The organism is Nocardiopsis camelliae, assembly GCF_028993595.1.
Classification (GTDB): Bacteria; Actinomycetota; Actinomycetes; order Streptosporangiales; family Streptosporangiaceae; genus Nocardiopsis; species Nocardiopsis dassonvillei.
Genome location: NZ_CP118614.1, coordinates 2,192,550 through 2,215,063, shown reverse-complemented (window position 1 = coordinate 2,215,063; position 22,514 = coordinate 2,192,550). Strand labels below are relative to the sequence as shown.

The window sequence follows — 22,514 nt, the reverse complement described above, 5'->3', positions numbered from 1 at the left end:
GGGTGTCAGCGCGCGGAGTCGGGACCTTCACAACGGAGCAGGGCGGCCCACTCGGCGGCGGGGAAGGCCAGGGTGGCCGCTTCCCTGTTCTGGGTGTCGCGTACCAGGGTGGACGGCCCTTCGCTGACCTCGACGCAGTGAGCGGCGTCATTGCTGTAGCTGGACTTATGCCACATCACAGCAGCCTTCCTAGCAGGGGGGACGTCTCCCCCAAGGGAGAGCACAGACCGATCAGGTTCCTCACGACAGACACTACCGCCGCGGTGTCCTCCGGCTCGTCCATCAGGAGGTTGCCCCGGGCGTAGTCGGAGGCCGCCACAGCGGTGCCGTCCGTCAACCGGTAGACCTGAACAGAGGCGGCGATCAGCAGCATCGGATTGCCGTCCGGAATCAGGTGGACCGCCATGCGCTCCCGTTCCATGTGCCGCAGGATCGTCTTGACCTGGTCGGTGCGTACGCTGTCGGGCAGGCAGGTCAGCGCGGAGATGGGGAAGACAGCGGTGACGAACGGGTCATTCCTTCGTTTGAGCACCTCGTAGCGCGAGACGCGAAGCTGGGCGAAGCGCTCCACATCGTCGTTGGACGCGCTGGGATGTCCGGCGCGGAACACCATGCGCGCGTAGGGCAGGGACTGGAGGAGGCCGGGCACGAGGTTGGAGACCGTCACCGTGTCGATCTCCACCGCCTTCTCCTCCAGGGCGCCCTTGGAACGCATCCAGGGCGGAATCTGCGACCCGGTGGCCACCGGTTCCCACGTGCGCACCAAGCGGCCTTCGGCCTTGAGCGCCTTGTCGAGCTGTTCGACCTTCGCCCGTTTGGGGGTGATGACGCCGGTCTCCCACCGGGACACCGAGGCGGCGGAGGACCCCACACGTTCGGCAAGCTCCTCCTGCCTCAAACCGGACAGTTCACGGAGCTTGGAAAACAGAGATGTGAATTCGTTCTCAGTCACACCTCAAAGCTATCCAGAAATCTGCACGGGGGACCATATCCATACAGGCAGATATTGGTAGCTGTGTAAAACCACTGTTCAGCCGCACCGTTGGTGTATGGATGCGATCGAACAGCTACAGCACCTCCAGGAAGAACTCACCGCGCGCGGGCTGCCCTCGCAGATCAGCGACAAGCCCCACTGGTTCAGTCTGGACCCGGTACCCACCCTGACCTGCTGCCCCTATCTCGGGTACGCGCAGGTCACCGTCACCGAACACGGCCTCTACCGGTGGTTGGACGGCAAGGGCGACTACAGGACCCACCCCCGCGTCTTCGCCGGACTGGTCGTGGACGACCTCATCCGCACCCGCGCGGGAACCTCGACCCCACCCGAGCTGCCCGAATGGAACAAAACCGCCAAACAGATAGCACCACCACTCCCCCGCCGAAGCGAGTGGAGGCGTGCGCGCGAACAGGAGGAGTGACACGGAAACGGGCCCCACCTCCGCCATGCCGTGGGGTCCATTCTCATTCACCTACGCAAGCACGAAGAGAAAATCAGACCATTTCCATGCATTTCCGCAAAGCGGCTTGCGCGTCTTCTGGCGGCCCCGGCCTCTCCGAGGAGGACGGGCGTCAGAGCGCGCTGGCACTGCTCTCCCGCACGAGAAGGGTGTGGCCGACCACGACCTTGGCCGAGGCCCGGGCGGCCCCGGCCCCGGGCTCCGCGTCCGGGGCGCCGCGACGGGCCTCCACCTCCTCCAGCAGCAGCCGCACCGCCTCCCTGGCAAGACCCGGCTTGTCCGGGGCGACGGTGGTCAGGCTCGGCACGGAGTAGCGCCCGGGGGCGATGTCGTCGAACCCGACCACCGCCACGTCCCGGGGGACCCGCGCCCCGGCGTCGTGCAGCGCACGCATCGCCCCCAGCGCCAGCAGGTCGTTCATGCACAGCAGCGCGTCGGGCGGCCTGGGCCCGGCGACGAGTTCGGCGGCCAGTTCCGCCCCGTCCCTCCAGTGGAAGTGCCCGGCCGGTCGCACCAGCGCGGGATCGTAGTTCCTCCCCCGCGCCTCCAGGGCCTCGCGGTAGCCGCGGGTGCGCAGTTCGGCCGTGCCGGAGGGGCCCGGCGGCCGACCGCCCACCACCGCGATCCGGGTGCGCCCGCCGTCGAGCAGGTGCTCGGTCGCCTCCCGCGCGGCGGCCACGTTGTCGATGGCGACGTGGCCGCGCCGGACCGTGCGGGGCAGCTCGCCCAGGAGCACCACCGGCAGCCGGGAGGGGTGTGTGCGCAGGGCGGCGTCGTCCATGGCGAGCGGGCTGAGGATGACCCCGTCCACGAAGTCGGCGCCGAACCCCTCCAGCGCGGACTCCTCGCGCTCGCGGCGGGCCTCGCTCTGGTGGACGAGGACGGTGCGCGAGAGGCGTTCGGCCTCGCGGATGACCAGGTCGGCGAGTTCGGCGAAGTAGCCCAGGTCGAGTTCGGGCACGACCAGCGCGATCACACCGGTCCGGCCGCGGCGCAGGTGGCGTCCGGCCAGGTTGACCCGGTAGCCCAGGGCGCCGATGGCCGCCTCCACGGCGGCGCGCGTGGCGGGCCTGACGTGCGGGTGGTCGTTAATAACGTTGGAAACCGTTTTCTCCGAGACCCCGGCCTGACGCGCGACGTCCTTGATACGCGGCCTCGTGCCCACGTCCACCCCCGATCAGCGCCATCCTAGCCCGCGCCCGGCCGCCGCCCGGCGGTCGGACCGGCCGCTCCGAGCACGGTGTCCGGAGCCTCCTGACCTTCGGATCGAGGTATTTACATCGATGTAAAAATGTGCTGACATGTGGCGTGACGCCAGTCACAGGACGACGCCGTGAGAAGGAGAACACCTCCGTGCCGACGCACCACCGCTCGCAGCGCGGGGACGGGCCCACCGCTCCGCCCCGCCCCGAGTACCCGCGCCCGCAGTTCACCCGCCCCGACTGGCTGTGCCTGAACGGCACCTGGGACTTCGAGATCGACCGCGGCGACAGCGGACTCGAACGGGGCCTGCGCGACGCGGAACTCTCCGGCGCCATCACCGTCCCCTTCTGCCCGGAGTCGGAGCTGTCCGGCGTGGGCGACACCGACTTCATGGAGGCGGTCTGGTACCGGCGCACCGTCCGCGTCCCCGACGCCTGGGCGGGGCGGCGCGTCCTGCTGCACTTCCAGGCCGTCGATTACGACACCACCGTGTGGGTCAACGGCACGGAGGTCGTCCGCCACCGCGGCGGGTTCACCCCCTTCACCGCCGACCTGTCCGGGGTCGCCGCCCCCGGCGAGGAGGCCGTGGTGGTCGTGCGCGCCCGCGACAGCCGACACGGCTTCCAGGCCCGCGGCAAGCAGGCCACCTGGTACGCCAACACCGGGTGCCACTACACACGCACCACGGGGATCTGGCAGACCGTGTGGATGGAACCGGTCCCCGACACGCACCTGCGCCGCCCCCGCATCACCCCGGACCTGGCCAACGGGGCCTTCCACCTGGTCCTGCCGCTGTCCGGCAGCGGCGAGGGCCTGCGGGTGCGCGCCGTCCTTGAGGACGGGGACGGCGAGGTCGCGGCCGCCGAGGCCCGTGCCGACCTGGACGCCGCGCCCCGGCTGACCCTGACGGTACCGGTGGAGCGGCGCCGCGCCTGGTCGCCGCAGGACCCGCACCTGTACACGCTGCGCCTGGAACTGCTCGACGCCGCGGGGCGCGTGGTGGACCGGGCCGGGTCCTACGCGGGCCTGCGGTCGGTCTCCGTCCAGGGCAAGGCGATCCTCATCAACGGCCAACGCGTGTTCCAGCGCCTGGTCCTGGACCAGGGCTACTACCCCGACGGGCTGATGACCGCGCCCGACGACGCCGCCCTGGTGCGCGACATCGAACTGGGCCTGCGGGCCGGGTTCAACGGGGCCCGCCTGCACCAGAAGGTCTTCGAGGAGCGCTTCCTCTACCACGCCGACCGGCTCGGCTACCTGGTCTGGGGCGAGTTCGGCGACTGGGGGTGCGCGGCCCACGGCGGCCCGGCCGACGACAACCAGCGGCCGGACGCCTCCTACGTGGCCCAGTGGACCGAGGCCGTCGAACGCGACTACTCCCACCCCAGCGTCGTCGGGTGGTGCCCGCTCAACGAGACCTTCCAGCGGCTGCACGACCGCTTCACCGCCCTGGACGACGTGACCCGGGCGATGTTCCTGGCCACCAAGGCGATCGACCCCTCCCGCCCGGTGGTGGACGCCTCCGGGTACGCCCACCGGGTCCCCGAGACCGACGTCTACGACTCCCACAGCTACGAGCAGGACCCCGAGGCGTTCCGCAAGCAGATGAGCGGCCTGGCCCAGGACGACCCCTACGTCAACCGAGGCGCGGACGGCCGCGACTGGTCGGTGCCCTACCGCGGCCAGCCCTACTTCTGCAGCGAGTTCGGCGGAATCCGCTGGGACCCCGGCACCGACGGCGGCGAGCAGTCGTGGGGTTACGGCGACGACCCGAGGACCGAGGAGGAGTTCCACACCCGCTTCGAGGGCCTGACGGGCGTGCTGCTGGAGGACCCGGACATGTTCGGTTACTGCTACACGCAGCTCACCGACGTGTTCCAGGAACGCAACGGCGTCTACCGGTTCGACCGCGGCGACAAGCTCGACACCGCCCGCATCGCCGCCGCCCAGCGCAGGACGGCCGCGTACGAGAAGGCCGACCGTCGGCCCGAGTGAGTGCGTCCCCGGGACGCCCCGGGGACCACCGCCCCCACCACCCCCCGCCCCTTCCCTGGAGTCCGCCGATGCCACACCCACCACGCAGATCCAGCCCGCCCGCCGGGCCGCCTCCGCCGTTCTCGCGGCGGGGCGTGCTCCTGGGCACGGGAGCCCTCGCCCTGGGCTCGGCCCTGGGCGCCGCCGGATGCGCCCCCGGCGCCGGTGCGGGACCGGGCTCGCAGGTGCGGTTCTGGAGCCTGTTCCAGGGCGGCGACGGCGCCCGGGTGCAGACCATGCTGGACGCGGTGCGCGAGCAGGCCCCGCACCTGAGCGTCACCCCCAGCACGCTGGCCTGGGGGCCGCCGTACTACACCAAGCTCGCGGTGGCCTCCGTGGGCGGGCGGGCCCCCGAGACGGCCGTGCTGCACCTGTCCCGCCTGCCCGGGTACGCCCCCGGCGGGCTGCTCGAACCCTTCGACCTGGACCTGCTGGCCGAGTTCGGGGTCACCGCCGAGGACTTCGTGCCCGACCTGTGGGAACGCGGCATCCACGACGGCGCCACCTACGCCATCCCGCTGGACACCCACCCGGTGATCGTCTTCTACGACACCGGGGTGGCCGACCGGGCCGGTGTGCTCGACGGAGACGGGAAGCTGACCGGGATGGACTCCCCCGAGGGGTTCCTCGCGGCCTCCCGGGCGCTGGCCGAGGCCGGGGGCGGCAACGGCGTCTCCTACGGGCACGTCAACGACGACTCCCAGGGGTGGCGGCTGTTCTGGATGCTGTACGACCAGACCGGCGCGTCCATGGAGCTGCCCGAGGGCGGACCGGCCGTGTTCGACCGCGACGCGGCGCTGCGCGTGTACTCCTTCCTCGCCGAACTGCTCGACGGGCGGACCTCGGAACCGGACCTGGACTACCCCACCGCGCTGGCGGCCTTCGCCTCGGGGCGCTCGGCGATGCTCGTGTGCGGGGAGTGGGAGCTGCCCTACCTGTCCGAGCACGTGGAGAACCTGGGGGCGGCCCCCTTCCCCACGGTCTTCGACCGGCCCGGCGGGTACGCCGACTCCCACGCCTTCGTGCTGCCCCGCCAGGGCGACCCCGACCCCGAACGGGTGCGCGCCGCCCACGAGTTCGTGGCGCTCATGGTGCGCAACAGCCTGATCTGGGGCGAGGCGGGCCACATCCCGGCCTACTCGCCCATCGCCCAGTCGCCGGAGTATCTGGCGCTGGACCCGCAGTCGGACTACGCCGCAGCCGGTGAGACCCCCGTGCTCGACCCCGAGGTGTGGTTCGCCGGGGCCGGGTCGCAGTTCCACTCCGACGTGAGCGAGGCGCTGCGCACGGCGCTGACCGGTGACGGGCCCGAGGCGGCGGTGGAGCACCTGGGCCGGACCCTGGACTCCTGGGCCGCCCGCACCAACCCGGGAGGTCTGGAATGAGCGTGACCACGCGGGCCCCTGCCCGCCCCCGCGCGGGCGGGGCCCCGACGCAGGGCGGCCCCGGCCTCGCGCGGCGGCTGTGGCTGCGCCTGGCGGACTCGCCCCTGGTGTTCCTGCTGCCCTTCCTCCTGGTGTACGCGCTGTTCCTGGCCTGGCCGATGCTGAGCGGCCTGTGGATGAGCTTCACCGACATCGCCCTCAACGGGGCGGGCGGCGCGTTCGTTGGACTGGGCAACTACGCCGAGGCGCTGGGCGACCCGATGGTGTGGCGGACCCTGGGCAACACCGTCCTGTTCACCCTCATCACCACCGTCCCCCTGGTGGTGGTCGCGCTGGCCATGGCGGTGCTGGTGCACACCGGGCTGCCCGGGCAGTGGCTGTGGCGGCTGTCGTTCTTCCTGCCGTTCCTGCTGCCGGTGGCCACGGTGGCGCTGGTGTGGAAGTTCCTGTACGTGGAGGACTTCGGCCTGCTCAACCACACGCTGGGACTGCTGGGGATGGAGGGCCTGGGCTGGCTGACCGACGAGGGCGTGGCGATGTGGTCGGTGGCGCTGACCACGGTGTGGTGGACGGTCGGGTTCAACTTCCTGCTGTACCTGGCAGCCCTCCAGTCGATCCCCGGCCACCTGTACGAGGCCGCCGCGCTGGACGGCGCGGGGGTGTGGGCACGGCTGCGCCACGTCACCCTCCCCCAGTTGCGGGGTACCACGGTGGTCGTCCTGCTGTTGCAGGTGCTGGCCTCGCTGAAGGTCTTCGACCAGATCTACCTGCTCACCGGGGGCGGCCCGGGCGAGGCGACCCGCTCGCTGCTGCTCTACATCTACGACGTGGGCTTCACCGGCTACCGGTTCGGGTACGGCGCCGCCGTCTCCTACCTGTTCCTGGCGCTCGTCCTGGGCGTGGCCGCCCTCCAGTTGTGGATCAGCGCGCGGAGAAGGGTCTGACATGGCGATGCGGAGCATTCGTTCGACGCGGCGGGCCGAGGCGGCCCTGGAGCGCGCCAGGCAGCGCGACCTGATGCTGGGCGGGGGCCGCGGACCGCGGATCGCCGCGATGACGGCGTTGGCGGTCCTCGCGGTGCTGTGGCTGGCCCCGATGTTGTGGGCGCTGGTCACCTCGTTCAAGACCGAGGGGGACGCGGTCGCGTTGCCGCCGACCCTGGTCCCCGGGACCGGGTTCACCCTGGAGCAGTACCGCAACCTGTTCGAGGCCGGGAACGTGCAGATGTGGCTGTTCAACAGCCTGGTCATCGCCGTGCTGGTCACCCTGCTCACGATCGTGGTGGCGGCCCCGGCGGCCTTCGCGATGTCGCGCATGGACTTCCGGGGCCGCGCGGCGCTGATGGCCTTCACGGTGGCGGCGATCGTGGTCCCGCCGCAGCTGCTCATCGTGCCGCTGTTCCAGCAGATGGTGTCGCTGGGCCTGGTGGACACCTACGCGGCGGTGGTCCTGCCGCAGCTGGTGGCGCCGGTCATCGTGTTCGTGCTCAAGCGGTTCTTCGACGCGGTGCCGCGCGAGCTGGACGAGGCGGCCCGCATGGACGGGGCCTCCTACTGGCGGCTGTTCACGACGGTGATCATGCCGCTGTCGCGACCCATCCTGGCGGCGGCGTCGATCTTCGTGTTCATCACCGCATGGAACAACTACCTGTGGCCGTTCATCGTCACGACCGATCCGGCCCTGATGACGCTGCCCGTGGGCATCCCCAACATCCTGGACTCCTACGGCACCTTCTACGCCTCGCAGCTGGCGGCGTCGATGGTGGCGGCGGCGCCGATGGTGGTGGTGTTCATGCTGTTCCAGCGCCAGATCGTCAACAGCGTCGCCACGACGGGTCTGGGCGGACAGTGAGGACCGGTCCGCGCGCCCGGGGCCGACCGGCCGCGGCGTACCCGGGGGCGCACCGCGCGCCGCCGGGGCCGCGGGCGCGCGGGCCCCACCGCACGACGACAACGACGACAACGACGACAACGACGCAAGAAACAGGAAGAGCACCACTCACCGGACGGGAAACAGCGATGTCACCACGCACGTCCCCTCGCCCGCGACGCCGCCTGACGGCTCTCAGCGCCCTGACCCTGGCGCTGCTCGCACTCCCCCTCGCCACCGCCACCACCGCCGACGCCTCCGGCGGTACCGCCGCCACGACGGCCGGCGCGGCCGACGCCGACACCGGAGCAGCACAGGAGGGGACGTTCCGCAACCCCCTCAACGCCGGAGCCGACCCCACGATCGTGCACCACGACGGGAACTACTACCTGTCCACCACCCAGGGCGACCGCATCTCCGTGTGGAAGTCGCCCAGCCTGGCCACCCTGGCCACCGCCGAACCCGTGGAGGTGTGGCGCGACAGCGACCCCAGCCGCAGTACCGAACTGTGGGCTCCGGCGCTGCACCGGTTCCAGACCGGGGACGGGCCGCGCTGGTACCTGTACTACACGGCCGCCGACAGCAGGCTGACCGACCCCGTGGAGCGGGACGCCAGCCACCGGCTCTACGTCCTGGAGTCGGCCGGCGACGACCCGGCCGGCCCCTACGAGTTCAAGGCGCAGATCGCCGACACCGGCACCTACGCCATCGACGGCGAGCCCTTCGTGCACGACGGGCAGCCCTACTTCGCCTGGAGCAGTCCCGGACGCGGGTTCGACGGCGGCCCCCAGCAGCTCTACGCCGCGCGCATGAGCAACCCGTGGACGGTCGAGGGCGAACCCGTCGCGCTGCCCAACGAGGGCGGCTGCCCCGAGGTTCGGGAGGGGCCGACCCCGCTGTACCGCGACGGCCGGACCTTCCTCACCTACTCCGCCTGCGACACCGGCAAACCCGACTACCAGATCTGGTCGATCGCTCTGGACGAGGGCGCCGACCCGCTGTCGGCGGACGCCTGGGAGCAGTTGCCGGGGCCGCTGTTCAGCCGCGACGACGCGGCCGGGGTCTGGGGTCCCGGGCACCACTTCTTCTTCCGTTCGCCCGACGGCACCGAGGACTGGATCGCCTACCACGCCAAGAACACGCCCGAGTACACCTACTCCTTCCGGTCCACGCGGGCCCAGCGCGTCGGATGGACCCCCGAGGGGACCCCCGACCTCGGACGGCCGCTGGCGGCGGGGGCGACCCAGCGCCTGCCCTCCGGTGACCCGGGGGCGGGCAGCACAGCGGTCAACGACACCGACACCGGCCGGGGCGGACCGCGGGTCTCCTACGAGGGCGACTGGACCACGGGGGACCGCTGCGGGGCGTACTGCTTCTACGGCGACGACCACTACACCGCCCAGGCCGGGGCCACGGCCACCTACCACTTCACCGGGTCGCGGATCGCGGTGTACGCCTCCCTGGACACCGACCACGGCTACGCGACGTTCTCGGTGGACGGCGGGCCGCCCTCGGAGCCGGTGAGCTACCACAACCCGTTCCGGGTCGGCGAGCAGCGCGTGTACCTGAGCCCCGAACTCGGCCCCGGCGAGCACACCCTGACCGTCACGGTCACCGGTGACCGGCCCGCGGGGTCCAGCGACGCCATCGTCACCGTCGACCGCGCGGAGGTCTACCCCGCGCCCTGAGCGGGCGCCGGTTCCGCCCGAGGCCGGGGCGCGGGCGGAACCGGCACCGCGCGGCGTCAGGGCTTGCGGGCCAGGCCGCCGTACTGGTCCATGCCGCGCCGGGAGCCGACCTCGATGGGGGCGGGGCGCCACAGGGGGCAGGGGACCACGCCCGGCTCCAGCAGCTCCAGGCCCTCGAAGCGGGCGGCGACCTCCTCCGGGCTGCGCAGGAGGTAGGGGACCGCGCCCTGCTTGTTGCCCACCTCGATGGCCTCGTTGTAGGCCTCGCTGGTGTTGGTGCCGTCGTAGCTCGCCAGGTAGCTGCCCGGGGGCAGCGCGTCCACCAGACGGCGCACGACCGGCAAGACCTCGTCGTCGGGTACGTGGCCCAGGACGCCCATGAGCATGAGCGCGACGGGCTGGTCGAAGTCCAGGGTCCGGGCGGCCCGCTCCAGGATCGCGTCGGGGTCGCGCAGGTCGGCGTCGATGTAGTCGGTGACCCCCTCGGGGGTGCCGACCAGCAGCGCGCGGGCGTGCGCGAGCACGAGGGGGTCGTTGTCCACGTAGACCACGCGGGCCTCCGGGGCGATCGACTGGGCGACCTCGTGGGTGTTGTTGGCGGTGGGCATGCCGGTGCCGATGTCGAGGAACTGGCGGATGCCCGCCTCGCCCGCCAGGTGGGTCACGACGCGGATGAGGAACTCCCGGCTGGTGCGGGCCAGGTCCACGATCTCGGGGAAGCCCGCGGCGACCGCGTCGCCCGCCTCGCGGTCGATCGGGTAGTTGTCCTTGCCGCCCATCCAGTAGTTCCAGATCCGGGCCGAGTGGGTCCGGGTGGTGTCGATCTGCGGCGGGCGGTCGGCGGAGGCGGGAGTGGACGCATCGTCGGTCATCTGGGCATCTACCTCGATAGACGGGGGCGGACGTCACGGAACGCGGCCCCCGGCGCTCACACGGTCGCGATCCCGCCGAGGCCGGGGAAACCGCTCGCACCGATGCTATCCACATCGCGCGGGCGGGGCGCGGCGCGACGCCCGAATCCTCGCCCCGGAGCCGCGTTCCGCCACGGGAAGGAAAGGCTCTTCCGGACGGGGAGCGGCGGGCGCGGCGGGGAGCGCGGGACCGCCGCTGGCCCCCGGCGTCGCCGGGGGCCGCGAATGGCCTCTGGGCCTGGCGTACCCTCGGAAAAACGTGCGTACAGGCGGGGGCGGTCCATGAGCATGCACACCGGTCAGTCGGCCACGGCGCCCTCGACCACGCGTTCGGGCGAGGTGCGGTCGGTGGCGCGCGCCGGGCTGCTGCTCAACGCGGTGGTCGACGCTCCCCAGGGGCTGAGCCTCACCGAACTGGCGGGCGCGACGGGGCTCAACATCAGCACCGTGCACCGGCTGCTGCGCACCCTGTGCTCCGAGGGTCTGCTGTGCAGGGACGCGGTGAGCGAGAGGTTCCTGCCCGGGCCGGTGCTGATGCGGTTGGCCCGCCGTTCCCTGGCCTCGGCCGGGCTGCCCGAGGCGGCCGACGCGCTGCGCCACCTGGTCGACGCCACCGGTGAGACCTCCAGTCTGGGCGTGTGCCGCGCCGAGGAGGTGGTGGTCCTGTTGACCACGCCCTCGCCCGATCCGTTCCGCTACCACGGTCAGCCCGGCCTGCGACGGCCCCTGTGGAGTTCGGCCATGGGGCTGGCGATCCTGGCCTTCGGGGACAGCCCCCTGGAGGAGGTGGCCGAGAGGTGGCGGGCACGCCTTCCGGAGCGGGAGGACGCGGCCTCGGCTCTGCACAGCGAACTCCTGACCACGCAGTTTCGCGGTGTGGCCGTCGTGGACGACCCCGCACGTCCGGGACTGCGGGCCGTGGCCGCTCCCGTGATGACCGAAGGCCGCGTCTGGACGGCGGTCGAGGTGCAGGGGCCGGCGGCCCGCCTGGAGGGCGAGCGGCTGGAGAGCGCGTCCGCCGCCCTGCGCGAGGCCGCCCTGCGGCTCCGGGACCAGCCCTTCTCCCTGGCGCTCGTCGAGGGCTGAGACCACGCCCACACCGGGCCCCGCGCGGTCGGCGCGGGGCCTTCGTCGTATCCGCACCCTCCCCCAACAGGCGTTTTCGTTCGACGGAAGCGCTTGCCGCTGCGTGAAAACCACTGTTGACACGTGCGAAGCCGGGCCTATACCTTCTATTTCGACCAATTAAGTAGGTTTTACTGCTGGAGGGGCCGTGGGCGCGCACGACACGCTGTTGATCTCCCCCAACCACCCGGTGTTCGACCTGCCGGAGATCGTGGCGATCGAGCACGGGCTGTTCGCGCGGCACGGCCTGGACGTGCGCTTCGCCGAGGCCGACCCGTCCGCCTACGACCCCTCCGAGCGCGACCCCATCGCGCGGCGCAAGGAGGCCCTGTACGAGACGGAGGGGGCCGACGTCTACAACCTGTGCGAGTGGGGCGGGATCGACCGGCTCGAACGCGGTCGCCGGGACGGCAGGATCGACTACCTGCGGCCCGCCGTCGTCGCCCAGGCCCTGGTGAGCTTCGACCCCCTGCTGAACGAACCGCACGACCTCGGCGGCGTCCCGGTCGCGGTCAACGAGTTCACGGGGTCGCACTACACCGCCCTGCACCTGCTGGGCAACACGCTCGCGCGCCAGGAGGTCGTCCTGCGGCACGTGGGCTCACCCCACCTGCGGCTGCGGGCGCTGCGCTCCGGCCGGGCACGCGCGGCGATGCTCATGGAACCCTTCCTCAGCACCGCTCTGAAGGAGGGCGCCCACCTCCTGGGCAGCTACTTCTACCGGGGCTCCCAGGTGGTCGCCCCACACCTGGGCCAGGAGCGCCGCGACGCCTACGTGCTCGCCGTCAACGAGGCCGTCGACCTGATCAACGGCCGCCCGTGGCCCGAGTCGGCCGCGCACATCGTGCGCGAGGTCGGGGGAGCCCTCTCCCCGGACGAGCTCAGCCGCGCCCACGTGCGCTACACGCACGCGCGGGCCTTCGAACCCAAGCGCTTCCACGAGAGCTACGCGTGGATGAAGTCCTGGGGCCTGACCGAGGGCCGCAACGACTACGGCTCGCTGCTCGGCGCCCGCTGAACACACGCCCCGCCCGCACCCTTCCCGCCTGTTGGAGACCGCCATGCCCACCCTGAAACGCCGGTCGCTCCTGCGCGCCGGACTCCTGTCGGCCGCAGCCGCGGGGGCCGTCCCCCTCCTCGGAGCCTGCGCGGCCCCGTCCTCCGGCGCGGCCAAGGTGCAGGACACCGAGGAGGGCACCGCGAGCGCCGTCCTGCGCCCGATCGCCGAACGCTTCGGCCTGGAGGAGGGGCTCGACCTGGAGTACGTCGCCGGGACCGGCCCCGGCGACGTGCAGAACAAGCTCCTGTCGGGGGCCCTGGACGTGTCCAGCTTCGGCCCCATCGGCGCGGCCGTCTCGAACGCGGCCGGGGCCGACGTGGTGCTCTTCGGCCCCGGGCTCAACAACCACGTGCGGTGGCTGGTGGCCGAGAACAGCCCGTACCGCACACCCGCCGACCTGCGCGGCAAGGCCGTCGCCACACCGCCCAACAACAGCGACGCCTACCGCTCCACCCAACTGGCCAGCGCGGTGAACGGGATCGACTTCGAGGCCGAGTACACGATCCACCAGGGGGCCGTGCTCAACGGCCTGGCGCTGTTCGAACGCGGCGACGTCGAGGCCATCGTCACCATCGAGCCCAACGCCACCCGGCTGGTGGGCCGCGGCGCACGGCAGATCGCCACCGTGGACGACCTGTGGCGCCAGGGCAGCGGGCAGTCCGCACCCCTGGTCCTCAACGCCCAGGGCGCGCTGCGCTCGTGGGTGGAGGAGAACGGCGCGCTGGCCTCGGGGCTCGTCCGGATGCGCCAGGAGGTCCACCAGCGCATCCACGACGAACCCGGACTCCTGGCCGAGCTGCACGAGCACTACGGCATCGGCGCCGACGAGACGGAGGCCATCGCGCTCCTGCCGGACAGGCTCGTCGACACCTACCCGCTGGAGTGGGGCAACGCCTCCTTCGACAGCTTCCAGGCACAGCTGGACAGGGCCGTGGAGCTGGGCATCATCGAGTCCCCGCCCGAGAGGGAGGTCTTCGTCGACCTGGGGGCCGACCGATGAGCACGCGGTCCCAGGCCCCCGCGCCCACGCCCGCCACCGCACCCGCGTCCGGAGAGGCGGGCCGCTCCCCCGGACGCGCGCCGGGGACCCGCCCCTCCGCCGGGCGCCCGGCGCGCTGGCAGGGACCGGCCGCCGCGGCCGCCTTCCTGGCCCTGCTCGTCGGCGGCTGGCACACGATGGCCCTCGCGCTGGACAGCGTCCTCGTGCCCGGGGTGGACCGGATCGGCGCAGAGATCCTGCTGCTGGTCTCGGACCCCCTGTTCTACTCCGAGCTCGGGGTGACCTTCCAGCGCGTCGCCCTCGGGTTCGCCCTGGCCTTCGTCGCCGCGCTGTTCGTCGGCATCGCCATGGGGCGCTCCCCGCTGGCCCGCCGCTTCTTCGAGCCGGCGGTGCTCATCGGCCTGACCGTCCCCGGCCTGGTCTGGGCCCTGCTGTGCGTGATCTGGTTCGGCGTGGCGCTCATCAACCCGGTCACGGCGGTCGCGCTCTCCTCCGCCCCCGCCCTGACGCTGAGCATCTACCAGGGGACCCGGGCCACCGACGCCCAGCTCCTGGAGATGGCCCACGTCTACCGCTTCTCCGCCTACGACCGGCTCCGCCACCTGTGGCTGCCCTCCCTGGCGCCCGCGCTGTTCGGCGGGGCCCGGCTGGGCCTGTCACTGGCCTGGAAGGTGATCGTCCTCGTGGAGATCTTCGGGATGTCCGACGGGGTGGGGGCCAGCATCAACGGCGAGTTCGCCGCCCAGAACGTGGCGGGGGTGCTGGCCTGGACGGTGCTGTTCGCCGTCGTGATGGCCCTGCTGGAGTACGGGGTCCTCCAGGCGCTGGAGAACCGCGCGGGACGTTGGAGGAAGGTGGCGTCGGTATGAGCACGCCAGTGGAACTGCGCGGGGTCGGCAAGTCCTTCACCGGCGCACGGGACCGGGGCACCGAACACGTCTTCGGGGACTTCTCCCTGAGGGTCGAACCCGGTGAGCTGGTCGCGCTGGTGGGCGCCTCGGGCACCGGCAAGACCACGCTGCTGCACATGGTCGCCGGACTCGAACAGCCCGACAGCGGCGAGGTGGCGGTCCCGACGGGCGCCGACGGCGGAGGCCGCCTGGGCATGGTGTTCCAGCAGCCCCGCCTCCTGGACTGGCTCCCGGTGCGCGCGAACGTCGAGATCGCCCTGCGCTCGGCCGGGCTCGACCCCGGCGGGGCCGACGCCGCCCTGCGGGACGTGGGCCTGTCCGCGTACGCCGACAAGTACCCCTCGGTCCTCTCCGGCGGCCAGCGCCAGCGCGTCGCGGTCGCACGGGCCTTCGCCGTCGACCCCGCCGTCGTGCTGCTGGACGAACCCTTCAGCGCCCTGGACGAACTGACCGGCCGCAGACTGCGGCTGCTGCTCCAGGACCTGTGGACGCGCAAGAGCCGCGTCGGGCTCCTGGTCACCCACAGCCCCGCCGAGGCCGTCTTCCTGGCCGACCGCGTCCTGGTCCTGGCCGGACGTCCGGCCGAGGTCGTGCGGGAGTACCGGGTGACGCTGCCCCGGCCGCGCGACCCCGAGGACCCCGAGCTCTTCGACCTGCACCGGCGCGTGGTCGCCGACCTGCTCTGAGACCCCCGCCTCCCCGCGACACCGCAACACCACGACACCGAGAGAAGGACACCGCCATGACCAAGAAGATCACCATGGAGCTGCTCTCCCTGGTCTTCTCCCTGCCCCAGCTCGTCGCCAAGGACGAGGGCTACTACGAGGAGGAGGGCGTCGAGGTCTCCTTCGTCCCCAAGGGCTACGCCGACGCGGGCCTGTCCTACCTCGACGACCACGAACTGGTGAGCGCGTTCGGCACCACCAAGTCCAACTTCGAGAGCGGCCAGGCCGACCTCTACCGGGCCTGCGAGTGGGGCCAGATCCGCAGGGCCGACGACACCGCCGTCGGCGGGCGCGTGGTGAGCAAGCGAGCGGCCGTGGGCAGCCAGGCCATCCTGGTGCGCCCCGACTCCCCCGACGTGCACCCCTCCGACCTGGCGGGCAGGACGGTCGCCGTGAACTTCCACCACGGCTCGCACTACCTGGCCCTGCAGAGCCTGGAGGGCTTCCTGCCCCGCGAGGAGATCAAGGTCGTGCACGCGGGCGGCCCGCAGCAGCGCTTCGAGGCGCTGCGCGACGGCCGCGTGGACGCGGCGGCCCTGATGGAGCCCTGGATCACGGTCGCCGAGAAGCAGGGGTTCAAGCTCCTGTCCGAGGCGTTCTACGTCGGCTCGGAGATCGCCAGCCCGGACGTGGACGCCGAGACCTACGCGGCGGTCAACCGGGCCGTGGTGCGGGCGGTGCACAAGCTCAACGAGGACCCCCGCCCCTACCTGCACTACCTCATCGGCGAGGTGCCGGCCCGGATCCAGGAACTCACCCCGGAGGACTTCCCGCTGGGCCGCCTGCGCTTCGTGGAGCCCGCCCCTTACCCGCAGGACCAGTTCCAGCGCACCTACGAGTGGATGCGCGGCTGGGGCCTGATCAAGGACGACTCCGCCTTCGACAACCTCGTGCGCAACTTCGACATCAAGGTCTGACCCCCGTCCGCACGCTCACCGCGCCCCGGCCCCGGCCGGGGCGCTTTCGCAGGAAGGTCCAGGACGTTGCGTCGGACCCGGGTCTGGCCGCTGTACGTGGGAGGGGCCCTGGGCCCCTACGGCAGCACCATGGTCACACCGATCCCCCAGGAGGTCGCCCAGGGCCTCGACTCCACCCCGGAGGCCGCCGCGAGCGCGGTGACCGCCTACATGGTCCCCTTCGCCGCCCTCATGCTGGTCTCGGGAACGCTCGCCGAGCGGTGGGGCCGCCGCCGCACCGTGCGCGCCTCACTCGCGGTGTTCGTGCTGGCCTGCGCCCTGTGCGCGTTCGCCCCCACCCTGGAGACCTTCCTCCTGGCCCGGGTGCTCCAGGGCGCGACCAACGCCTTCACCACCCCGCTGCTGATCGCGGCCATCACCGACTCCGTCCCCCGCGACAGGCTCGGGCGCTCGATGGGCTGGTTCGCCGCCTGGCAGGCGGCCGGGCAGGCCTTCAGCCCGCTGGTCAGCGGTACCGCCGGCGTCCTCGACTGGCGCCTGGCCTTCGTGGCCCCGGCCCTGTGCGCGGTGGTCCTGGCCCTCCTGCCGCCGGACGAGGCCGTCTCGGAACGCCGCTCGCCCGGCCGGGCGGGCTGGCGGTCGCTGGCCAACCGCCAACTGGCGCTCGCCTGCGCGCTGGCGTTCCTGTGCTACCTGGCGGCCGTGGGTCTGACGGTGCTGTCCGCGCTGCGCGCCGAGGACGCCTTCGGACTCGGGCCGCTCGGGCGCGGACTGGTCGCCTCCGCCTTCGGGATCGCCGGTCTGCTGCTGGCGGACCCCGCCGGGCGCCTGCTCGACCGCCTCGGCCCGCTGTCCCTGGGACTGGTCGGCAACACCGTGCTGGCGCTGGGGCTGGTCACGGCGGCGCTGGGCCCCTCGGTGGCCGCCATGACCGCCGGGGTCGTGGCCGTGGGTGCGTCGGTGACCGCGATGCGGGCGACCGTGAACGCCATGGCCGCCACCAGCACCGCCGACAACCGCGCCGGGGCGTCCTCGCTCGCGCTGTCCTTCCAGTTCTTCGGGGGTGCGCTGGCGGCGGTGGTGTGGGTGCCCCTGTACGGCCTGGCTCCCGGAGCGGGTTTCGCGGCCACGGCGCTGGCTCCCGTGGCGGCGGTCCTGCTGCTGTCGGCGGTGCTCGCCCGGGCCGGGGTCCGCTCGCGGGCGCGCTCGGCCCGGACCCCTCCCCCGGGCTGAGGGCGCGGCGGACAGCGCGGGGCCGCCGCCCGCCCTGCCGCGCGCCGGGGCAGTGTGCCCGACACCCCGCCGCGCGGGCCGAGGGTGGTCGGCCCGCGCGGCGGGGTGTCGGGGACGTGTTGTGGGGGTGTGTCGGGGGCGGGCGGCCCGGAGGCCGACGGGGACGGTCAGCCCCGCTCGGCGGCCTCGGAGCCATCGGACTCGACCAGGCGCTTGGTGGAGCGGCGGAAGGCCCAGATGACCACCACGGCGACCACGGCCATCAGCGGGAAGCCCATCACGGTGTCGGCGATCGCCAGCCAGGCGGTGGAGTCGGCCAGGTAGAGCCAGCCCTGCACCGCGAACCGCAGCACGCACAGCATCAGCACCGCGAAGGTGGCGACGTGGTGCGCGACCAGCGTGGGCCGGTCCTCGCGCCAGGCGTGGGTGCCGCCGTGCACGGCGTTCCAGATGACGCCGGTCACCGGCCGGTTCATGAGGGTCGTGACGAGCACGACCACGCCCACCACCAGGGCGGCCCAGATCCCGATCACGAAGAAGTCGTTGGCCGACCCGGTCCAGGCGACGATGCCCCCGGCGATCACGACGCCGAGCACCCCGCCGTACACGGAGCTGAAGGGCTTGCCGCGCCAGAGCTGGACCACGGCGATCACCACGGCCAGGGCGATCGCGATCCCGGCGGCGACCAGCGGCGAGACGAAGGCGATCGCCCCCGCGAAGACCAGGGCCGGGATCGCCGAGATGACCATCCCCCACGGGCCGCCCGCCGCCTCCATCGCCGCCTGCTTGACGTCGACGGGCTGCTCGGGCTGGGCGGGGGCGGGGTGGGTGGGGCGGTGCTCGGTCATGGTCACTCCGTCCGGGGAGGTGTTCGGGTCGGTGTGCTCGGGGGAGGCGGGGAGGTTCCGGTCGGCTGTCGTGTCACTGCGTGCCATGTCGTTCCTCTCTTTCACGTCCGCTTCCTGCTCCGCCGCCGGGTCGGCGCCCCGTCGCGGTCGCGGTCGCTTCCGGGCCGCCCCCGTGCGGGGAAGGGGCGACGGGGTGTCCCGCGTCCGCTCCGGGTGTCTCCCGGTGGCGGCCGGTGTGAAGTTCTTGACCCCTATTCCACCGGTTCGCGGGCTCGTCCGGCAGTGCGACGGCGTCACCACTTCACCGTGACGTCGCGCTGAGGCAGACAATGACGTGGTGTCACTGGTGGAACGCGAAACGCGAGGTCACCGATGCGTGAGGACGGTGCCGCGGTCCCGTGTCACGGGACCGCGGCGTCCGGGAGGCGTGCGCCCGCACGGGCGCCGCCGGGGGCTCACAGCCAGTCGTGCTCGCGCGCGTACCGCGCCGCCTCGTGCCGGGTCCGCGTCTGGGTCTTCTGCATCGCGTTGGACAGGTAGTTGCGCACCGTGCCCTCCGCCAGGTGGAGTTGGGCGGCGATGTCGGCGACCGAGTAGCCCTCGCTGGTCGCCCGCAGCACGTCCACCTCGCGGTCGGTGAGCGGGCAGTCGTCGATGACGGCGAGCGCGGAGACGTCCGGGTCGATCCACCGCTTGCCCCGGTGCAGGTTGTCGATGACCGAGGCGATGTGCGCCGGTTCCGCGGACTTGCTGACGAACCCCTGCACCCGGAGCTTGAGCGCCTTGCGCAGCACGCCGGGCCTGGCGTGGCGGGTGAGCATGAGGATCACCTGGTCCGGCAGTTCGCGGCGGATCCGCTCGACGGCGCCGAGCCCGTCCACGTTGGGCATCTCCAGGTCGATGACGAGCACGTCGGGCCGGTGGTCCAGCACGGCCCGCACGGCCTCCTCCCCGTCCTCCGCCTCGGCGAGCACGGTGATCTCCCCCTCCAGCGGGAGCAGGGCGGCCATCGCCTTGCGCAGGAGGGCCTCGTCGTCGGCGAGTACCACGGTGGTCATCGGTTGTCCTTCCGCGTTGTCGTGCGCTGTGCCGGGGCCGGGCGCGGGAACTGCGCGGCGGTCGGGAACCGGCCCCTGTCGTGTCGGACCGTCGACCCGGCGCCGCGGTCGGCCACGCGTTCGCGCGGGGCGGCCACGGTGACGAAAGCGTAGGACGCCGACGGGTCGTCCCGGACCGGCGTCCCGGGCGGCCGGACCGCCGCGGTGGCGGCCGGGCACGGGATCCCGGCGCGGGAGAGGCGGCTCACCGCCCCTCCGCCGACGGCCCGGCGGTCGTGCCGGGCGGCCGCGGCAGGGCCGGAGCCGCCGTCGGCGGGATGCGCGGGGGCCGGGTGTCCATGTGCGGCTCTCCGGGTCCGAGGACGGGGGTCCCTCCCAGTATCCCGCCGATCGCGCCGCGCCCACCAGTGACACCGCGTCATGGGCTCACCCCCACAAACGTCACGGCCAGGTGGTGACGTGGCCCCACTGCCCCGCGGGCGCGGCGGGCGCTGCAATGGGAGCATGACCTCCACAGCAGTCATCGACGTCGAACGGCTCAACCTCAAGTACGGGGACTTCCACGCCGTGAGGGACCTGTCCCTCCAGGTGGGGCGCGGGGAACTCTACGCGCTGCTCGGCACGAACGGCGCGGGCAAGACCTCGACCCTGGAGACCGTCGAGGGCCACCGCACCGCCACCTCGGGCACCGTACGGGTCTTCGGCCAGGACCCGCGCGACCGGCGCGCCGTGCGGCCCCGGGTGGGCATCATGCTCCAGGAGAGCGGGTTCTCCCCGGACCTGACCGTGAAGGAGTCGGTGCGGCTGATCGGCGGGCTCACCCGGCGCACGGACACGGTCGAACGCGTGCTCGGCATGGTCGGCCTCACAGCCAAGGCCGGGACCAAGGTGTCCCAGCTCTCGGGCGGCGAGAAGCGGCGGCTGGACTTCGCCACCGCCGCGTACGGGTCGCCGGAGCTGATCTTCCTGGACGAGCCCACCACCGGTCTGGACATCCAGTCCCGGGACGGGCTGTGGGAGGCCGTGGACAGGCTGCGCGAGGACGGCTCGACCATCGTGCTGACCACGCACTACCTGGAGGAGGCCCAGCAGCGCGCCGACCGCATCGGGCTGATGCACAAGGGCTCCCTCCACCGGGAGGGGACCGTGGCCGAGCTGACGCAGACCCTTCCGGCCACGATCCGCTTCTCCCTGCCCGACACCGCGCCGACGCCGCCGGTCCAGGCCGCGCGCCAGGGCGACGGGGCGTTCCTCGTCGAGACCCTGGGCCTGCAGAAGGACCTGTACACCCTGCTGGGCTGGGCGCAGGACAACGCGGTCGAACTGCGGGGGCTGGAGGCCGGTCCGACCCGGCTCGACGACGTCTTCCGCTCCATCGGCGACGACTAGGGAGTGTCTTCTTGGACATCCGCTCCGCTTCAGTCCGTGTTCGGGCGCCCGAACCGCCCCCCACAAGCTGAAACCGGCTCAGAAAACAGGCCCCAGCCGGTGCTCTCCGAAGCCCGCGCCGAACACGCTCCGACTCCCCGCACCTTCCAGGAAATAAGGACCCGACCCATGCTCACGATCGCTCAGAGCGAGCTGATCCAGATCTTCCGGAACCGACTGGTCCTGGTCACCATGCTCATCGTCCCGGCGGCCTCCAGCGCGTTCTACATCTACATGCACCAGACCTTCCCGGCGCTGCGCGAGGCCGTGGACTTGGGCGCCATCGCCTCGATCCTGGTGTTCCTCGTGGTGACCATGGGGCTCTACACCACCTCGGTCACCACGCTCGCCTCCCGGAGGCAGAACCTCTTCCTCAAGCGGCTGCGCTCCACGGCGTCGGGCGACGCCGGCATCCTCACCGGGCTGCTGCTCCCGGTCACCGCCGTCACGCTGGTCCAGGTGACCGTGATCCTGGCCGTGCTGGCCGTGGTCGGCGGCGCCCCGGACAACGTGCTCCTGCTGGTGGCGGCCGTCGTCGCGACGATGGTCATGATGGCGGGCCTGGGGCTGGCCACGGCCGGACTGACCAACTCCCCCGACCACGCCCAGGTGACCACGCTGCCCATCATGCTCGGCGTCCTGGCCGTCTCCGGATGGGTCGGGTTCACCGGCACCGAGGAGCTGACCCTGCTCAAGCGGCTGCTGCCCGGCGGCTCGGCCTCGGAGCTGGTCGTCAACGCCTGGAGCGGAGGCGTCCCGGTCACCGAGTCCCTGTTCCTGCTGGCGCCCACGCTGGCCTGGGTCGTCGTCGCCGTCGCGGCGGCCACCCGGATCTTCCGCTGGGAACCGCGCAGGTGAGGACCCCGGGACGGGCCGTCCGCGCACGCGGACGGGGTACTTCCACGGCAGAGCCCGACCGGGCCCGCGAGGACGCATTCGAGAGGAGAACGACATGGACCTGACGCTGCCGCAGCGGCTCTACCTGCTCAGCTACGACACCGGCAAGAACCGGTTCGACCCCGTCAGCGCCGGCTACCGCGGCCAGTTGCTGTGCGCCGCGGCGCTGGCCGACCTGACCCTGGGCGGGGTGCTGCGCCCCCGCGACGGCAAGGTGGCGCGCGCCATCGCCCGGGCTCCCCGGGACCCGTTCCTGGCCCGGGTCCTGTCCGACCTGTCGCCCAACGCGCCGCACCACTGGATCAACCTCCTCTATCCCCAGATGGGCAGGGCAGAGGAGATGGTGCGCGGGGAACTGGTCGCGAACGGGGCGGTCACGGTCAGGCGCGGCCGGACGCTGGGGGTGTTCCCCACCCGCACGGTCATCCCCGAACGGCCCGAGGAGGTGGACCGGCTGCGCGAGCGCACGCGCGAGGCGGTCCTGGGCGGCGGCGACCCGGCGGCGGTGCCACTCCAGGACGCGGCCCTGGTCTCGATCGCGGCCGAGGGCGACGTGTGGACCGTGTTCGCCCCCAACGAGCGCTGGCGGCACCGACCCGCGGTCAGGGCGCTCCAGGAGCGCTTCGACGCCGCCGCCCCCGGACTGCGCAACGCGGTCCGCACGGCCGTCATGGCCACCGGCAAGGGCGCGTCCGCCTGACCGGCGCGGCGCACCCGGCGTCGCCGCCGACGCCGGGGCGGTGCACCCGCCGCGCGGCACGCGCC

General features: G+C 72.5%; 22 protein-coding genes. 16 read left to right on the top strand and 6 right to left on the bottom strand.

From position 1 onward, the window contains the following. Positions 1-5 precede the first annotated feature (5 nt). Together PV789_RS09735 and PV789_RS09730 are read right to left on the bottom strand one after the other, a co-directional pair. A complete protein-coding gene (locus tag PV789_RS09735; RefSeq protein WP_274977109.1) occupies positions 6-179 on the bottom strand; it encodes a DUF397 domain-containing protein in 174 nt (57 codons plus the stop codon). Continuing rightward, complete coding sequence (locus PV789_RS09730; protein ID WP_274977108.1) at positions 176-952, bottom strand: Scr1 family TA system antitoxin-like transcriptional regulator; 777 nt, start codon at positions 950-952, stop codon at positions 176-178. Before PV789_RS09730 ends, PV789_RS09735 begins: the two co-directional genes overlap by 4 nt. Before the next feature lie 97 nt (positions 953-1,049). Here PV789_RS09730 and PV789_RS09725 point away from each other — a divergent pair, with 97 nt between their 5' ends. Continuing rightward, positions 1,050-1,418 (top strand): hypothetical protein, encoded by a 369-nt coding sequence (locus PV789_RS09725; RefSeq protein WP_274977107.1) that lies wholly within the window; start codon positions 1,050-1,052, stop codon positions 1,416-1,418. A gap of 151 nt (positions 1,419-1,569) precedes the next feature. Here PV789_RS09725 and PV789_RS09720 read toward each other — a convergent pair whose 3' ends face one another. Further along, entirely contained in the window at positions 1,570-2,622 is a 1,053-nt protein-coding gene (locus tag PV789_RS09720) for a LacI family DNA-binding transcriptional regulator (RefSeq protein WP_274977106.1), read from the bottom strand. A 188-nt stretch (positions 2,623-2,810) separates the two neighbouring features. On the opposite strand from PV789_RS09720, the gene PV789_RS09715 reads away from it, so the two are divergent. The 5 genes from PV789_RS09715 (at position 2,811) to PV789_RS09695 (ending at position 9,636) form a co-directional block, all read left to right on the top strand. Then, positions 2,811-4,655, top strand: a complete 1,845-nt coding sequence (locus PV789_RS09715) for a glycoside hydrolase family 2 protein (RefSeq protein ID WP_274977105.1) — start codon at positions 2,811-2,813, stop codon at positions 4,653-4,655. A 68-nt stretch (positions 4,656-4,723) separates the two neighbouring features. Next, a complete protein-coding gene (locus tag PV789_RS09710) occupies positions 4,724-6,079 on the top strand; it encodes an extracellular solute-binding protein (protein ID WP_274977104.1) in 1,356 nt (451 codons plus the stop codon). Beyond that, positions 6,076-7,023, top strand: a complete 948-nt coding sequence (locus PV789_RS09705) for a carbohydrate ABC transporter permease (RefSeq protein WP_274977103.1) — start codon at positions 6,076-6,078, stop codon at positions 7,021-7,023. The genes PV789_RS09710 and PV789_RS09705 overlap by 4 nt, the downstream gene beginning before the upstream one ends. Position 7,024: 1 nt before the next feature. Next, positions 7,025-7,930, top strand: a complete 906-nt coding sequence (locus PV789_RS09700) for a carbohydrate ABC transporter permease (protein ID WP_274977102.1) — start codon at positions 7,025-7,027, stop codon at positions 7,928-7,930. Positions 7,931-8,097: 167 nt separating this feature from the next. Continuing rightward, positions 8,098-9,636 carry a glycoside hydrolase family 43 protein gene (locus tag PV789_RS09695; protein WP_274977101.1) on the top strand — a complete coding sequence of 513 codons (1,539 nt, stop codon included), beginning with the start codon at positions 8,098-8,100 and terminating at the stop codon, positions 9,634-9,636. A 56-nt stretch (positions 9,637-9,692) separates the two neighbouring features. Here PV789_RS09695 and PV789_RS09690 read toward each other — a convergent pair whose 3' ends face one another. Further along, complete coding sequence (locus tag PV789_RS09690) at positions 9,693-10,508, bottom strand: SAM-dependent methyltransferase (protein ID WP_274977100.1); 816 nt, start codon at positions 10,506-10,508, stop codon at positions 9,693-9,695. Positions 10,509-10,829: 321 nt separating this feature from the next. Between PV789_RS09690 and PV789_RS09685 the strand changes: the two genes are divergently transcribed. From PV789_RS09685 to PV789_RS09655, 7 genes are all read left to right on the top strand, one after another. Then, positions 10,830-11,633 carry an IclR family transcriptional regulator gene (locus tag PV789_RS09685; protein WP_274977099.1) on the top strand — a complete coding sequence of 268 codons (804 nt, stop codon included), beginning with the start codon at positions 10,830-10,832 and terminating at the stop codon, positions 11,631-11,633. Positions 11,634-11,820: 187 nt separating this feature from the next. Further along, positions 11,821-12,690: an ABC transporter substrate-binding protein gene (locus PV789_RS09680; protein WP_274977098.1), complete on the top strand. Its 870-nt coding sequence runs from the start codon at positions 11,821-11,823 to the stop codon at positions 12,688-12,690. A gap of 43 nt (positions 12,691-12,733) precedes the next feature. Next, entirely contained in the window at positions 12,734-13,732 is a 999-nt protein-coding gene (locus tag PV789_RS09675; RefSeq protein ID WP_274977097.1) for an ABC transporter substrate-binding protein, read from the top strand. Continuing rightward, on the top strand, positions 13,729-14,601 hold the full coding sequence (locus PV789_RS09670; RefSeq protein WP_274977096.1) for an ABC transporter permease: 873 nt from the start codon (positions 13,729-13,731) through the stop codon (positions 14,599-14,601). The genes PV789_RS09675 and PV789_RS09670 overlap by 4 nt, the downstream gene beginning before the upstream one ends. Continuing rightward, positions 14,598-15,329 (top strand): ABC transporter ATP-binding protein, encoded by a 732-nt coding sequence (locus PV789_RS09665; protein ID WP_274977095.1) that lies wholly within the window; start codon positions 14,598-14,600, stop codon positions 15,327-15,329. Before PV789_RS09670 ends, PV789_RS09665 begins: the two co-directional genes overlap by 4 nt. Positions 15,330-15,385: 56 nt before the next feature. Continuing rightward, positions 15,386-16,285, top strand: a complete 900-nt coding sequence (locus PV789_RS09660; protein WP_274977094.1) for an ABC transporter substrate-binding protein — start codon at positions 15,386-15,388, stop codon at positions 16,283-16,285. A 66-nt stretch (positions 16,286-16,351) separates the two neighbouring features. Continuing rightward, positions 16,352-17,518, top strand: a complete 1,167-nt coding sequence (locus tag PV789_RS09655) for an MFS transporter (RefSeq protein WP_274977093.1) — start codon at positions 16,352-16,354, stop codon at positions 17,516-17,518. Positions 17,519-17,685: 167 nt separating this feature from the next. On the opposite strand, the gene PV789_RS09650 is transcribed toward PV789_RS09655, so the two are convergent. Together PV789_RS09650 and PV789_RS09645 are read right to left on the bottom strand one after the other, a co-directional pair. Continuing rightward, entirely contained in the window at positions 17,686-18,453 is a 768-nt protein-coding gene (locus PV789_RS09650; protein WP_274977092.1) for a DUF3159 domain-containing protein, read from the bottom strand. Between the two features lie 368 nt (positions 18,454-18,821). Then, positions 18,822-19,424 (bottom strand): response regulator transcription factor, encoded by a 603-nt coding sequence (locus PV789_RS09645; RefSeq protein ID WP_047868736.1) that lies wholly within the window; start codon positions 19,422-19,424, stop codon positions 18,822-18,824. A 504-nt stretch (positions 19,425-19,928) separates the two neighbouring features. Between PV789_RS09645 and PV789_RS09640 the strand changes: the two genes are divergently transcribed. The 3 genes from PV789_RS09640 (at position 19,929) to PV789_RS09630 (ending at position 22,449) form a co-directional block, all read left to right on the top strand. Continuing rightward, on the top strand, positions 19,929-20,813 hold the full coding sequence (locus PV789_RS09640) for an ABC transporter ATP-binding protein (protein WP_274977091.1): 885 nt from the start codon (positions 19,929-19,931) through the stop codon (positions 20,811-20,813). Between the two features lie 168 nt (positions 20,814-20,981). Next, positions 20,982-21,710: an ABC transporter permease gene (locus PV789_RS09635; protein ID WP_274977090.1), complete on the top strand. Its 729-nt coding sequence runs from the start codon at positions 20,982-20,984 to the stop codon at positions 21,708-21,710. Between the two features lie 94 nt (positions 21,711-21,804). After that, a complete protein-coding gene (locus PV789_RS09630; protein ID WP_274977089.1) occupies positions 21,805-22,449 on the top strand; it encodes a GOLPH3/VPS74 family protein in 645 nt (214 codons plus the stop codon). Positions 22,450-22,514 lie beyond the last annotated feature (65 nt).